The organism is Streptomyces sp. NPDC005263 (assembly GCF_042872365.1).
GTDB lineage: Bacteria > Actinomycetota > Actinomycetes > Streptomycetales > Streptomycetaceae > Streptomyces.
The window spans coordinates 298,234-311,586 of record NZ_JBIAKJ010000003.1 but is presented as its reverse complement, the minus strand read 5'-3'; the positions used below and the strand labels follow the sequence as shown (position 1 = coordinate 311,586).

The following is a 13,353-nucleotide window of genomic DNA, read 5'->3' as shown; positions in this document are numbered from 1 at the left end:
GCTACCGCTACCGGAAGGCCCCCGACCGCTGGCGTCGCCGGGAGCGCAGGGCCGCGTCCAGGGACAGGACGGACGCACCGGCCAGCACCAGGGGGATCCAGGCCATGAGGTACGGGAGGTCATTGCCGTAGTAGTACGGGTCGGAGCCCCAGCTCACGGTCAGCCACAGGCTGAGCGAGATCAGCGCGCCGCCGAGCGCGGCCAGCCGGGTGAGCAGACCGAACAGGGCGCCGAGGCCGACGGCGATCTCGCCGAACGCGATGGCGTAGCCGAAGCCGACGGGGTTCTTCAGGGCCAGGTCGACCAGGGCCGGGATGGCGGAGGAGTCGCGGACGGTACGCATCAGGTCGCCGATGGAACCGGAACCGGAGTCCTTCAGGAAGGCGCTGTTGGTGAGTTTGTCCAGCCCGGCGTAGACGAAGGTGACGCCGAGGAAGACCCGGAGGGGAAGCAGGGCGTAACGGGTGGCGGTGTCCCGCCAGTCGCGGCCGCCGTCGAGGTAGGGGGAGTGCGTGTCCGTCCGCATGCCGTGAGTCATCGCTCCAAGCCGCCTCTCGCCTGCCGTGAAGTGACTCCTTGGAAGACGATACGTACGACAGGGGGAGTCACACTCAATCCTGTCCTGACCCAGTTTCTCCGAAATGGGCCGACCCGACGGCTACTCGGTCACATGGATCTCGTACCGGTTGGTCTCCACCCCCGCCGCGGTGACGACCTGGACGGCCACCCGGCCCGGCTCCACATCCGCCGGCACCGGCACCGTGAGCACCGCGTCCGTCGGGTTGCTGAAGCCTCCGGTGACCGGTACGAGGGGGACGCGGACGTTGACCGTGCCGATCCGGACGACCATGCGGGACAACCGGTCGGCGTGCTGGCCGCCCGGGGGGACGAATCCGGCGCCGCGGATCTCGACGTCGTCGCCGGTGCGGATCGGCCCGTCCAGGTCGCCGGCCTCCCGGGCCCGTACCACGGACAGGATCACCGGGCGGCCGCCCTCCGCGTACTTCCCGGCGAGGTAGGTCCCGGCCGACACCAGCACCAGCACCGCCAGCCCCCAGGGCAGGTCCGGCAGTTGATCGGGGCGCCGGGCGAGCCGTACCGCCGCGAACAGCAGGCCCACCGTGCTGATGACGACGTACTGGATGTCGGCGAAGGAGCCCCGGCGCGCGTCGTCCGTCAGCAGGTCGGCCGCCCTCGGCCGGTCGGCGCGTACCTTCTGCAGCCGTTGTCCGAGGACCCGCAGGCCGACCACACGGCGCACCAGCACGGCGATGCCGCACACCACGGCGAGCACGGTCACCACGCCCGCGCCACGGGCGAGTTCGAGACCGGCGACCAGCGTCTCGCGTTCCGTGTGGTCGGAGGCGGCGGCCAGCCGGGCCACCAGTACGAGGACGGCGTAGGCGACGAGGAGCACCCAGCCGACCGCCACCGCACGGGAGGTGGACAGGCGGTTGTCCTCGCCGATCACCGGGGCCAGCGCGCCGCCGCGGGTGCGGTGGAACCAGGAGGCGGCCGTCAGGGCCCCGGCCACCAGGACGGCGGAGACGAGTCCGGCCGTGCGCGCACTCGTCCAGCCCGCGCCGATCGCGGTCAGCGCCTGCACCAGGAGCAGCAGGACGACCAGCGTCCACACCACGACGGCGGTCCGGCGCCAGAGCAGGGCCAGCCAGGCCTCGCCCTCGGCCCGGCCGCGTTCGGCGACGAGTTCCGCGGACTGGGTCAGCTCCTCCGAGACCCACTGCCGGGAGGCCGAGGCGGAGTGGGCGACGCCGGCCGGCAGCCCCTCCCCCACCGCGAACCCGTCCCGCTTCAGCACGAACGCGGCGACCGCCCGCCGGTGTCCGGCGCGTGCCCCGTGCGGACAGTCCCCGCAGGTACAACCGCCTCCGTGCCCGCCGTGGGCGCTTGCTCGCGCGCCCCCTGCCGCGCCCTGTCTGGCCTCCTGCACCGCCACGTCAGACGCCCGCCTTCCCAGCCCCGCAACTCCCCTACGACGACAGCGAATTGTGCCCTACCCGGGACCGTCCGAGGCAGCCCGCTGTGGTCAGCGCGGGGTGAAGGGCGGGCCGGTGTGTTGACCCGGCTGCGAGAATTTCCCCATGGCCGAGATCATCCAGCGCGACGGGACCTGGGCCTTCGACGGCAGCACGGTCCGGATCACGCCGGGTCTGCACCGCTCCGTGCCGCTGTTCCGGCAGACGTACGGGGAGATCGCCGTGCCGCTGGAGGCCGTCGCGGGCGTGGTCTTCGAACCCGAACGCAAGCGTGGGCGGCTGCGGATGCGGCTGCGTGAGGGCGCCGACCCGCTGCTCCAGGCGACCGGCGGACGGCTGCCCGAGCCGGCCGACCCGTACCGGCTGCTGGTGGACGTCGACCGGTCCGGTGTCGCCGAGTACGTGGCGCAGGAGATCCGCCACTGCCTCCTGCTGGACCAGGTCCCGCCCGAGCCGGCCAAGACCTACCTTCTGCCCGGGCCGCCGGTCCCGGTCTCGGTGCGCTCCTCGGACGGCACGGTCTCCTTCGACGGCACCCAGGTGCGCATCGACTGGTCCGACACCTCCGACCGGGTCAAGCGGGCCACCGGCCCACGGGTCATCGGCATCGGGGACGTCCGCCGGGTCGAGTGGCTGCCCAACTCCGGTTACGAGGAAGGTTTTCTGCGTTTCGCGACCCGCGAGGCCGCGAGGTCCGAGCTGCCGCCCGAGAAGGACCCGTACGCCCTGGACCTGTGGGGCAGCGCCCGCCGTGACCTGCTCACGGCGATCGTCGCCGCCGCCGTCACGGCCCGGCTGCCGCACCCCTCCGCCCGCAGCCGCGCCGAGGACGACGAGCGGCGGGACGCCCCGCCCCGGCCGGCGGCGGGCGACCCGCCCCCGGCCGACCATCACGACGTACTCCTGCGACGGCTACGGGAGTTGGGCGAGCTGCACCGGGACGGGGTGCTCACGGACGAGGAGTTCGCGATGACGAAGGCCGCGGTGCTGCGCGGGTTCTGACGCCGTCGGCCCAGGGCTGGGAACCCCCGTCACGACAGCAGGTCGGGCTCGCTCCTGCTGATGTCCTGCCACGTCGGCTGGTAGTTGATCCACGCCACCAGGTCCCCGCCCAGCTGCTCCCGGGTCGCGACCGCCATCTTGTGGTCGATCAGGATGGGACGTCCGGCCGCCTTCGCCGTGAGCTGGACCTGGCAGGACCGTTCCAGGGACAGGAACCACCAGGCCGCCGCGTCCACCGAGTCGCCGACCGTCAGCAGGCCGTGGTTGCGCAGCACGAGCGCCTTGCGGGAGCCGAGGGCGGCCGCGATACGGCGGCCCTCGTCGGCGTCGACGGCGACGCCGGTGTAGGCGTCGTACAGGGCGTGGTCCTCGTAGAAGGCGCAGCTCTCCTGGGTGATGGGGTCCAGCAGGTCGCCGAGCGCGGACAGCGCCCGGCCGTGCACCGAGTGGCAGTGGGCGACGGCGACGACGTCGGGGCGGGCGGCGTGCACCTGGGCGTGCACGGTGAACGCCGCCTGGTTGATGTGGTAGCCGCCCTGGACCACCTGCCCGTCGGAGTTGGCGAGCACCAGGTCACTCACGGTGACGTGCTTGAACGGCATTCCGAACGGGTTGACCCAGAAGCAGTCGCTGAACTCCGGGTCGCGGGCGGTGATGTGCCCTGAGACCCCGTCCTCGAAGCCGAGGCGTCCGAAGACCCGCAACGCGCCGGCGAGCCGTTCCTTGCGATGCCTGCGCTCGTCGTCCAGCGACTCGTGCATCGGCGGCATCGCGAACCGCAGCCGATCGGTCGGCAGCGGCGTCGGCGGTGTGGGCCCGGGTCCGGGCGTCCCGTGCATGTGGTCGTCCTCCAGCACTGGGTGGGGTTACGGGGCGGAAGTTACCCTCGGTCAGTGCAAGTGAACAGCGTTGATTTGTAAAGATGACGCGCCCAATCGATACACGACAAAAGATGTCGGGTATCGACGCAAGGCTGGCCGGTATGAACGCTCATACGAACTGGGCCGCATTCACCTCCGCGGAACCCGATCTCGCCGGGACCGTCGAGGCGCGCTTCGCCGCCTTCACGCACCACACCCTCGCGACCCTGCGCCGGGACGGCTCGCCACGCACCAGCGGCCTGGAGGTGCGCTTTCTGCTGGGTGAGCTGTGGCTGGGCATGATGCCGGACTCGCTCAAGGCACTCGACCTGCGCCGCGACCCGCGTTTCGCGCTCCAGGCGAACCCCGGGGACGGCACCGGCATGGGCGGCGGCGACGTCCGGATCAGCGGACGGGCGGTCGAGGTGGACGACCCGGGGACGAAGGACGCGTACGTGAAAGAGGTGGAACCGCCGCAGCCGTTCCACCTCTTCCGCACCGAGCTGACGGAGGTCGTGCGGACCTACGTCGAGGACGACCGGTATCTGGTCACCGAGGTCTGGAAGCCCGGAGCGCCGGTGCGCACTCTCCGGCGGACCTGAACCGTCCGTCCGGTGGGACTACTCCCACTCGATGGTGCCCGGGGGCTTGGAGGTCACGTCGAGGACGACGCGGTTGACGTCCTTGACCTCGTTGGTGATCCGGGTCGAGATCTTCGCGAGCACGTCGTACGGCAGCCGCGACCAGTCGGCGGTCATCGCGTCCTCGGAGGACACCGGGCGCAGCACGATCGGGTGGCCGTAGGTGCGGCCGTCGCCCTGGACGCCGACGCTGCGGACGTCCGCGAGCAGGACCACCGGGCACTGCCAGATGTCCCGGTCCAGGCCCGCCGCGGTCAGCTCCTCGCGGGCGATGGCGTCGGCCTCCCGGAGCAGGTCCAGGCGTTCCTCGGTGACCTCGCCGACGATACGGATGCCCAGGCCGGGGCCGGGGAACGGCTGCCGCTGGACGATCTCGTCCGGCAGGCCGAGCTCCTGGCCGACCATCCGGACCTCGTCCTTGAACAGCTGGCGCAGCGGCTCGACCAGCTCGAACTCGAGGTCCTCGGGCAGGCCGCCCACGTTGTGGTGGGACTTGATGTTGGCGGTGCCGGTGCCGCCGCCGGACTCGACCACGTCCGGGTAGAGCGTGCCCTGGACCAGGAAGGCGACCTCGGGACCCTGGTCCGCGATGATCTCCGCCTGCGCCTGCTCGAAGACCCGGATGAACTCCCGGCCGATGATCTTCCGCTTCTGCTCGGGGTCGCTGACCCCCTTGAGCGCGGTGAGGAACCGCTCCTGAGCGTCGACGACCTTCAGCTGCACGCCGGTCGCGGCCACGAAGTCCTTCTCGACCTGCTCGGTCTCGTTCTTGCGCATCAGGCCGTGGTCGACGTACACGCAGGTCAGCTGGGAGCCGATGGCCTTCTGGACGAGGGCCGCGGCGACCGCGGAGTCCACACCGCCGGACAGTCCGCAGATCGCCCGCCGGTCGCCGACCTGCGCACGGATCGCGGCGACCTGCTCCTCGATCACGTTGCCCGTGGTCCAGGTCGGGGTCAGGCCCGCGCCCCGGTAGAGGAAGTGCTCCAGCACCTGCTGGCCGTGCGTCGAGTGCATGACCTCCGGGTGGTACTGGACGCCGTACAGCTTCTTCTCGTCGTTCTCGAAGGCGGCGACCGGGACCACGTCCGTGGACGCGGTGACGGTGAAGCCCTCGGGGGCGGCCGAGCAGGCGTCGCCGTGCGACATCCACACCGGCTGCTCGTCCGGGGTGCCCTCGAACAGGGTCGAGCCGGACTTCGAGACGTGCAGCGGCGTCCGGCCGTACTCGCGGGCGCCGGTGTTGTCGACGGTGCCGCCGAGGGTCTGCGCCATCAGCTGGAAGCCGTAGCACATGCCGAAGACGGGGACGCCGGCCTCGAAGAGCGCGCGGTCGAGGCGGGGGGCACTCTCCGCGTACACCGAGGAGGGGCCGCCGGAGAGGATGATCGCCGCCGGGTTCTTGGCGAGCATCTGGTCCACCGGCATGGTGCTCGGCACGATCTCGCTGTAGACCCGGGCCTCGCGGACACGACGGGCGATGAGCTGGGCGTACTGCGCGCCGAAGTCGACGACCAGGACGGTGTCGGGGGCGGGGGTCGCTGATGACACGGGGTGCCTTCCGGCGGTCGGGCGGGGGTCTGTGGTTACCGATTCTAACGGGGTGGGCGGGGGCCGCCGCCCGGAGCCCGTGGCATACTGACGCCCATGCTCACGCACCCGACCTTCGTCTTTACCTATGGCAACCGGCCCGCCGGATGCCATGGTCGTGCTGCTTGAGCAACTGACAAGCGACTTCCCAGGCGCCCCGGGCCGACAAGGCCCGGGGCGCCTGTCGTTTCCCGGGTCGTGCCGCTCCGGGGCGCCGCATCCGCCCCGTCCGAGAAGGAGCCCCGACATGACCGCCACCGCCGCAGAGAAGACCGGCGCACACACCACCGAGGCCGCCGACGTGATCACCGGCGCCCGCGAACGCATCGACGCCCTGGACGACCGGATCATCGGCCTGATCCAGGAACGGATGGCCGTGTCCGCGGTCGTCCAGGAGGCCCGGATCACCTCCGGCGGCCGGCGGGTGAACCTCTCCCGGGAGATGGACATCCTCAACCACTACAGCGAGGCACTGGGCAGGCCGGGCACCTCTCTCGCCATGACCCTGCTCGAACTGTGCCGGGGTCGGATCTGAGTTCGGGCCGCCTCTCACCCGTACGGCGCGTGACCGGGACGAGCGGCGCTTCGTTGATGTGATGTCCGTGCCAGCCAGGGGCGGGCCCGAAAGAACCACGCGTGGCTCACTGGAGCGATGAGACGTACGGATCGTGCTGTGCGTCGTGGGACCTCGCTCCAGGTAAGTGACCGGACGGCAGGGGACAGCAGCCCGGTCACCCAGAGAACGGCCGGCTCCGGGGACGCCCGGGGCCGACCGGCGGAATGGCAAGAGAAGCACCAGAGAAGCACCAGAGAAGTACTGGAAAAGCAGCGAGACCGGGTCAAACGGTTGCGGAGGCCGCTGCCATCCAGCACGATGCGTAGAAAGCCCCCAAGTCCCGCCCCCACAACCGCATGAGTGCAGTGCCCCACTGCCAAAGGTCGAGACCAAACACGCGTCCCGCACGCGCCCGGTCGCCGATCCGGCGCACTCGGACGACCGGGGCACCAGGACGAGCGGCGCTACCCCCCGGCGCCGCTGCCAGGCACCGGCGCTGCCCTGACGTCGGTGCTGACGAAAGAAGGGCCCCGCGGCTCCGTCCCGCGGGGCCCTTCGCATGCCCGAACTCCCCGCCCTTGCACGGGTCTCGCACGGGCCTCGCGTCAGGTCCGTGACACCGTTCCGCACGGCTGCGAGCCGTCGGCACCCAGCGGGCGGCTGCGGTCATACGGGTCCGTGGTCGGGCCGGTCGCCGGACTGCCCGAGGGTCCCGCTGACGGGAACTCCGGGTGCAGATAGCCGTCGTGGATCCCGCAGGCCGTGTTGCCGACGTCCCGGTCGCGGTGCACCACGACCAGACGGTCGGGAGTGGTCACGTAGCGGGCGGGGTCGAGGAGTTCGACCTCCAGGACGCGACGCACGATGGTGCGGGTGACCTCGACCGAACCGTCGGCGCGGACGACCGGGTAGACGAAGGTGTAGTCCGCCCGCACGCCCACTCCTCCTTGGTCGCCCTTCTTGAACGTCATCCGGCCGCGGGTCTTGATCACGTCGCCGACGAGTCGTACGTCGGCGGGGTCGAAGCGGCTGAACATGCTCAGCGGGTCATTGTCCTCGTCGGGCGTGCGCAGGGAGCGGTTCAGGTCGTCGAGCAGCTTCGGCTGCTTCGGGTCGAGTACCGCGAGGGCGGCCTCCGGGCGTTCGCCGCGTACCGTCTTCGGGTCGAGGTTGGCTTCGACCAGCAGCGTCCTGGTCAGTTGGAGTGCCTTTTCGACCCGGTCCTCGGGTATCCCGCCGACGGCGGTCGCCTTCGGCAGGACGATGCCGGACGCGCCGTCGGCCCACCGCAGTGCGGGGGAACCGGCGAACGGCTCGTCCAGTGTGGGGGTTTCGGGGTCCGCGGAACCGGGGGGCGCGGTCGGAGCCGCGGTTTCCAGGGGCAGCGGGGAAGCCGCGGTGGAGTCCGGCTCCGAACCGAAGGGGTCGCCGGGCAGCAACGACGGTTTCATCGCGACGACGGCCACAACGACGGCGAGGGGTACGCCGATCAGGCCCCAGAGCCTGCGGCGCCGGCCGGTGCGTCCCTTCACCCCCTGGAGCGGCGGGCCGGCGCGCCAGCTCTCGGGTACTTCGCCCCGCGCCTCCTGTTGCCGCAGCCGCTCGGTCACGAGACGGGCGCGCGCGGAGGGCTCCTTGGGGGCCGAGCCGCGAATGTCCCGTTCGGTGTCGCGGGCGAACTGTTCCCAGACTTCGTCGGGGAACTCCGGTGTCGAGGACGGGTCCTCGGACGGCTTGTCAGACACGACCCACAGTTCTAGACGGTGAGAAAGCGCATTCACAAGGCGATTCAGGGTGTGACTCAGGTCACATAAGAATTCCGTGAAAGTGGAGGCAACCATTCACCCCCTTCACTGATCAAACACGGCGTACCAAGGGCCACTCCCGCGCCCCACACGCGGAGGCCTCTCCCAGAAGTGCTGCGAGATCGCAGCACATGGATTCCCGAGGTCTTCATGAAGCTTCGTCGTGCCATGGTGGCAGCGGCGGCGACCGCCGTCATAGCCCCGATCACCCTGCTCTCCGCTCCGGTCGCGTTCGCGACGGACGAGACGCCGACCACATCGACGAGCACCCCGGCGGCGGGGGACACCACCACCCCCGCCGACGACCAGAGCACGCCCGCCGACGAGGACAGCACTCCGGCCGCCGAGGACAGCACCCCCGCGGCGGACGACAGCACTCCCGCCGACGACGAGAGCACCCCGGCGGCGGACGACAGCACCCCCGCCGACGACGAGAGCACCCCGGCGGGCGACGAGAGCACTCCGGCCGGCGACGAGAGCTCCCCGGTGACCTCCCCGTCGCCGAGCGCCAGCGTGAGCACGCCCGCCGACCCCGAGCTCTGCACCGACGAGGAGGGCGGCAGCACCGCCGAGCTCAGCGCCGACCTGCGCAGCGGCCTGTCGGGGCTGCCCGACACGATCGTCGCCGGCAGTGGCTGGACCGGGTTCACGTTCAAGGTGACCAACCACGGTGACGACGAGATCAAGGACATCAAGCCGCTGATCGGCGTCGCCGCGATCGGCTGGGACGACGAGAAGGACTACTCGGGCAAGATCACCGTCCAGGTCTTCGACAAGTCCTCCCACACCTGGCAGACCATCGCGAACGCGGCCGGCGAGGGCGGCACGTTCCCCGCGTTCTCGCTCGGCGCCGGCGGGTCGGTCTCGTACCAGCTGCGGCTGAGCGTCAGCGGCAAGGTGCCGGACTCCCTCGGTCTGACCGGGGGCTTCGCCGAGTACGCGGATGACCAGGGCTGCTGGATCGCCGACGACCCGAACGGCTGGCTGTACTTCTTCGACATCCTCGGCGCCGGCTCCGACGCCGGTAACCCGAACGACGCCAAGCCGCAGGGCGGCAAGACCGACCTGACCGACGTCAACGAGGTCTCCGCCACCGGCTCTCTCGCCGAGACCGGTTCCAGCTCGGCGCTGCCGGTGATCGGCCTGGTGGGCGGCGTCGCCGTCGTCGCCGGTGCGGGTGCGGTGTTCGTGGTGCGTCGCCGGAAGGCCGGGGTGGAGGCGTAAGTCTGACGGCTCGGGCCTTACGGCTCGGGCTGCGGGGCCCGCTCTCGGGCTCGGCAAGGCTTACCGCAAGAAGACGAGAAGGACCTGCGCTCGGAGGGGGGTGCAGGTCCTTCTCGTTGTCGTCTCCCTGTCGCGTGCCGCTACTTCTTCGGCGGGACCGCCGGGATCCCCAGGAACGGCAGCTTCAGCGCGCCGAACGCGTCCGCCGGGACGGACGGCGCCAGCGGCTCGACCGGCTTGAGGCGTTCGTAGGCCTGGCCCTGCGCGGGACGCGGGTCCGCCTCGCCCTTGTTGGGCCAGTACGACATCGCCCGCTCCGCCTGGGCCGTGATGGTCAGGGACGGGTTGACGCCCAGGTTGGCGGAGACCGCGGCGCCGTCCACGACCGAGATGCCGGGGTGGCCGTAGAGGCGGTGGTAGGGGTCGATGACACCGCTCTCGCGGGAGGCGCCGATCGGGCAGCCGCCGAGGAAGTGCGCGGTGAGCGGGGTGCCCATCAGTTCGCCGACGTTGGAGCCGGCGAAGCCGTTGATCTCGGCGGCGATCGCGGACGCGCCCTGGGAGGCCGCCTTGATCTGCTTGGGGTTCGGAGAGCCGTGACCCTGGCGGGCGGTCAGCAGGCCCTTGCCGACGCCGTCCGGTTTCAGGTACGTCGTCAGGGAGTTGTCCAGCGACTGCATCACCAGGCCGATGATGGTCTTCTCCGACCAGCGGCGGTTGGAGAGGGACCGCAGGACAAGCAGCGGGTGGCGGCCCGCGTTCCGCAGCCAGGCCAGCGCGCGGGACGAACCCTCCGCGTACGGGACCTGGAGGATGGACAGGCTGCCCATCGAGTTGGAGCCCCTGCCGTAGCGCACCGGCTCGATGTGGGTGTTGTCGTCCGGGTGGATGGACGAGGTGATGGCCACTCCGCGGGTGAAGTCGACCTTCGGCTCGCCGGTCACCTTGCGGTAGCGGCGGTCGTCGGTCTGCGCGCCGACCAGGGCCTCCGAGTTGGTGCGGGTCAGCTCACCCAACCTCTCAGACAGGTACGGCAGTTGACCGCCGGCCTTCATCCGGTGCAGCAGGGTCTGGGTGCCGTAGGTGCCGGCCGCGAGGACCACCCGACGGGCCTTGAACGTCCGGCCCCCCGCCCTGCGGCGGTCGTCGGTGGGGAGGGTCGCGATCGCGTAGCCGCCCTGCGAGTCGTCCGTGACCGAGACGACCGTCGTCAGTGGGTGCACGACCGCGCCCGCCTTCTCGGCGAGGTACAGGTAGTTCTCGTTGAGGGTGTTCTTCGCACCGTGCCGGCAGCCGGTCATGCACTCGCCGCACTCGTTGCAGGCCTTGCGGTCCGGGCCCGCGCCGCCGAAGTACGGGTCGGGCACCTGCTCGCCGGGAGCGGCCTTGGTGGCGCCGTCGGCGTCCTCGCCGTCCCCGAAGAAGACGCCGACCGGGGCCATGTGGAAGCTGTCGCCGACGCCCATCCGCTCGGCGGCGGCCTTGAGGTGCACGTCGGACGGGGTCATCGTCGGGTTCAGCCGGACCCCGAGCATGCGCCGCGCCTGGTCGTAGTACGGCGCCAGCTCCTCCTGCCAGTCGGTGATGTCCCGCCACTGGGGGTCGTCGAAGAAGGGCTTCGGCGGTACGTAGAGGGTGTTGGCGTAGTTGAGGGAGCCGCCGCCGACACCCGCGCCGGCCAGGACCATGACGTTGCCCAGCAGATGGATGCGCTGGATGCCGTAGAGGCCGAGTTTCGGCGCCCAGAGGTAGTTCTTCAGGTCCCAGGAGTTCTTGGGGAGGGACTCGCGGGTGAAGCGGCGGCCGGCCTCCAAGACGCCTACGTGGTAGCCCTTCTCCGTCAGGCGCAGGGCGGTCACCGAACCGCCGAAGCCCGATCCGACGACGATGACGTCGTAGTCGTAAGCGTCCTGGGACACGTGCTCTCCTCGTTGAGAACGGGTGTGCTCTAGCGGAACCGGAACGCCTTCATCAGGCGAAGGCTCCGGCTCATGAACTGCGCGTACTTCTCGTCGTCCATGCCCAGTGAGGGGGCCATCGGCAGCAGGCGCTGCTGGGCCACCGTCTGCGCCTCCGTGTACTTGAGGATGCCCTCGGAGCCGTGGCGGCGGCCGAGGCCGGATTCCTTCATGCCGCCCATCGGGGACTGGACGCTGCCGTAGGCGGGGGCGTAACCCTCGTTGACGTTCACGGTGCCGGTGCGCAGGCGGGCGGCGACCTCGCGGCCACGGCGGCCGTCCTTCGTCCAGACCGAGGAGTTCAGGCCGTACGGCGTGGAGTTGGCCTGCTCGACGGCCTCGTCGTCGGTGCTGAAGCGGTAGATCGAGACGACCGGGCCGAAGGTCTCCTCCGTGCACACCGACATCGGCTCGGTCACCCCGTCGAGGATGGTCGGCTCGAAGAAGTACGGGCCGATGTCGGGGCGGGCCACCCCGCCGGCGACGAGCTTCGCGCCCTTGGCGACGGCTTCGTCCACGTGCCGGGTGACGGTCTCCAGCTGGCGTTCGCCGACCAGGGACCCCATGTCTGCGCCGTACGCGAGGGAGGTACCGAGCCGCATCGCCTTGGTGCGGGCGGCGAAACGCTCGACGAAGGCGTCGGCGATCGACTCGTGGACGTACAACCGCTCGATGGAGATGCAGAGTTGGCCTGCGGACGAGAAGCAGGCCCGGACCGCGCCGGCGGCCGCCTTGTCGATGTCGGCGTCCTCCAGGACGAGCATCGCGTTCTTGCCGCCGAGTTCGAGGGAGACACCGATCAGCCGGGCGGCGGCGCCCTGCGCGACCTCGCGGCCGGTGCGGGTGGAACCGGTGAAGGAGACGTAGTCGGCGTGCTTGACCAGCTCGGGGCCGACCACCGGGCCCTCGCCGAGGACGACCTGGAAGACGTCGGCCGGAAGGCCCGCCTCTATCAGCAGGTCACGGGCCCACAGCGCAGTGAGGCAGGTTTCCGTGTCGGGCTTCATCACGACGGCGTTGCCCGCGACGAAGGCGGGGATCGCGTCGCCCACGGACAGTTCGAGGGGGTAGTTCCAGGGGGCGATCTGGCCGACGACACCGCGCGGGTGGCGCAGCTCGGTGACCTTGGTGAGGGCGGGGACGGCACCGGCGTGCCGCTTCGGCCTGAGGTAGCCGGGCGCCTTGCGGCCGTAGTGGCGGGCCGCGACGGCGACGGCCAGGACCTCCTCGTGGGCGTGCAGACGGGCCTTGCCGGTCTCCAGCTGGATCAGGTCGAGGACCTCCGCCTGGCGCTCCAGGACCAGGTCGTGGAAGCGGAGCAGGACGGCGGCCCGCTGCCGTACGGGCGTCCTCTCCCACACGGCCTGTGCCCTGCGGGCCGCGTCGAAGGCCCGCGCCACGTCCTCGGGGGTGGACTCGGGCAGGTCCGCCAGCTTCTCGCCGGTGAACGGCGTGTGGTTGGCGGTCTTGCCGGAGCCGACCACACCCTTGGTGAGCTGGGCGATCAGCTCGGGCGTGACCACGTCGGCGGCGGTACGGGCGCCCGCCGGGGCGGGGGCGATGGGGTTCGTGCCGGTCTGGGCCGGGGCCTGCGCGTCCGTCATGAGCCGCAGGGTATTCCGCGGCGGAGGCTTTGGGTACCCGCCAGTAATCGGGATTCACCGACCGCTCACACGACGCCAGTGATCACTGGCAGAGATTGCGCTGATCAGGGCGTTGT

Annotated in this window: 11 protein-coding genes; 4 read left to right on the top strand and 7 right to left on the bottom strand. The window is 70.9% G+C overall.

The genetic code is table 11. The annotated features are described in order from the left end of the window. Positions 1-7: 7 nt before the first annotated feature. Positions 8-538 carry a DoxX family protein gene (locus ACFYRY_RS15055; protein ID WP_389144451.1) on the bottom strand — a complete coding sequence of 177 codons (531 nt, stop codon included), beginning with the start codon at positions 536-538 and terminating at the stop codon, positions 8-10. Positions 539-658: 120 nt separating this feature from the next. Then, positions 659-1,957 (bottom strand): hypothetical protein, encoded by a 1,299-nt coding sequence (locus ACFYRY_RS15050; protein ID WP_389144448.1) that lies wholly within the window; start codon positions 1,955-1,957, stop codon positions 659-661. Between the two features lie 145 nt (positions 1,958-2,102). On the opposite strand from ACFYRY_RS15050, the gene ACFYRY_RS15045 reads away from it, so the two are divergent. Continuing rightward, entirely contained in the window at positions 2,103-2,999 is an 897-nt protein-coding gene (locus ACFYRY_RS15045; protein ID WP_389144445.1) for a DUF4429 domain-containing protein, read from the top strand. 29 nt (positions 3,000-3,028) lie between these two features. Here ACFYRY_RS15045 and ACFYRY_RS15040 read toward each other — a convergent pair whose 3' ends face one another. Next, on the bottom strand, positions 3,029-3,838 hold the full coding sequence (locus ACFYRY_RS15040; protein ID WP_389144442.1) for a class II aldolase/adducin family protein: 810 nt from the start codon (positions 3,836-3,838) through the stop codon (positions 3,029-3,031). Positions 3,839-3,981: 143 nt separating this feature from the next. Here ACFYRY_RS15040 and ACFYRY_RS15035 point away from each other — a divergent pair, with 143 nt between their 5' ends. Then, positions 3,982-4,461, top strand: a complete 480-nt coding sequence (locus ACFYRY_RS15035) for a pyridoxamine 5'-phosphate oxidase family protein (RefSeq protein WP_389144439.1) — start codon at positions 3,982-3,984, stop codon at positions 4,459-4,461. Between the two features lie 18 nt (positions 4,462-4,479). Here the strand turns inward: ACFYRY_RS15035 and guaA are convergent, their stop codons facing one another. Further along, complete coding sequence (gene guaA / locus ACFYRY_RS15030) at positions 4,480-6,051, bottom strand: glutamine-hydrolyzing GMP synthase (protein ID WP_389144437.1); 1,572 nt, start codon at positions 6,049-6,051, stop codon at positions 4,480-4,482. Between the two features lie 286 nt (positions 6,052-6,337). Here guaA and ACFYRY_RS15025 point away from each other — a divergent pair, with 286 nt between their 5' ends. Continuing rightward, entirely contained in the window at positions 6,338-6,625 is a 288-nt protein-coding gene (locus ACFYRY_RS15025; protein WP_389144434.1) for a chorismate mutase, read from the top strand. A 626-nt stretch (positions 6,626-7,251) separates the two neighbouring features. Here ACFYRY_RS15025 and ACFYRY_RS15020 read toward each other — a convergent pair. After that, positions 7,252-8,391: a hypothetical protein gene (locus ACFYRY_RS15020; RefSeq protein ID WP_389144431.1), complete on the bottom strand. Its 1,140-nt coding sequence runs from the start codon at positions 8,389-8,391 to the stop codon at positions 7,252-7,254. A 210-nt stretch (positions 8,392-8,601) separates the two neighbouring features. On the opposite strand from ACFYRY_RS15020, the gene ACFYRY_RS15015 reads away from it, so the two are divergent. Next, the gene (locus ACFYRY_RS15015; protein ID WP_389144429.1) at positions 8,602-9,675 is read left to right on the top strand and encodes an LAETG motif-containing sortase-dependent surface protein; all 1,074 of its coding nucleotides are present in this window, start codon (positions 8,602-8,604) and stop codon (positions 9,673-9,675) included. Between the two features lie 140 nt (positions 9,676-9,815). On the opposite strand, the gene ACFYRY_RS15010 is transcribed toward ACFYRY_RS15015, so the two are convergent. Both ACFYRY_RS15010 and ACFYRY_RS15005 read right to left on the bottom strand, forming a co-directional pair. Beyond that, positions 9,816-11,594, bottom strand: a complete 1,779-nt coding sequence (locus ACFYRY_RS15010; RefSeq protein ID WP_389144426.1) for a GMC oxidoreductase — start codon at positions 11,592-11,594, stop codon at positions 9,816-9,818. 29 nt (positions 11,595-11,623) lie between these two features. Next, entirely contained in the window at positions 11,624-13,237 is a 1,614-nt protein-coding gene (locus ACFYRY_RS15005) for a succinic semialdehyde dehydrogenase (RefSeq protein WP_389144423.1), read from the bottom strand. Positions 13,238-13,353 lie beyond the last annotated feature (116 nt).

Bases quoted from the DNA above. Each gene is read 5' to 3' on its own strand.
- ACFYRY_RS15055 (WP_389144451.1), bottom strand. From the start codon at position 538: ATGACTCACGGCATGCGGACGGACACGCACTCCCCCTACCTCGACGGC.
- ACFYRY_RS15045 (WP_389144445.1), top strand. From the start codon at position 2,103: ATGGCCGAGATCATCCAGCGCGACGGGACCTGGGCCTTCGACGGCAGC.
- ACFYRY_RS15040 (WP_389144442.1), bottom strand. From the start codon at position 3,838: ATGCACGGGACGCCCGGACCCGGGCCCACACCGCCGACGCCGCTGCCG.
- ACFYRY_RS15035 (WP_389144439.1), top strand. From the start codon at position 3,982: ATGAACGCTCATACGAACTGGGCCGCATTCACCTCCGCGGAACCCGAT.
- ACFYRY_RS15025 (WP_389144434.1), top strand. From the start codon at position 6,338: ATGACCGCCACCGCCGCAGAGAAGACCGGCGCACACACCACCGAGGCC.
- ACFYRY_RS15015 (WP_389144429.1), top strand. From the start codon at position 8,602: ATGAAGCTTCGTCGTGCCATGGTGGCAGCGGCGGCGACCGCCGTCATA.
- ACFYRY_RS15005 (WP_389144423.1), bottom strand. From the start codon at position 13,237: ATGACGGACGCGCAGGCCCCGGCCCAGACCGGCACGAACCCCATCGCC.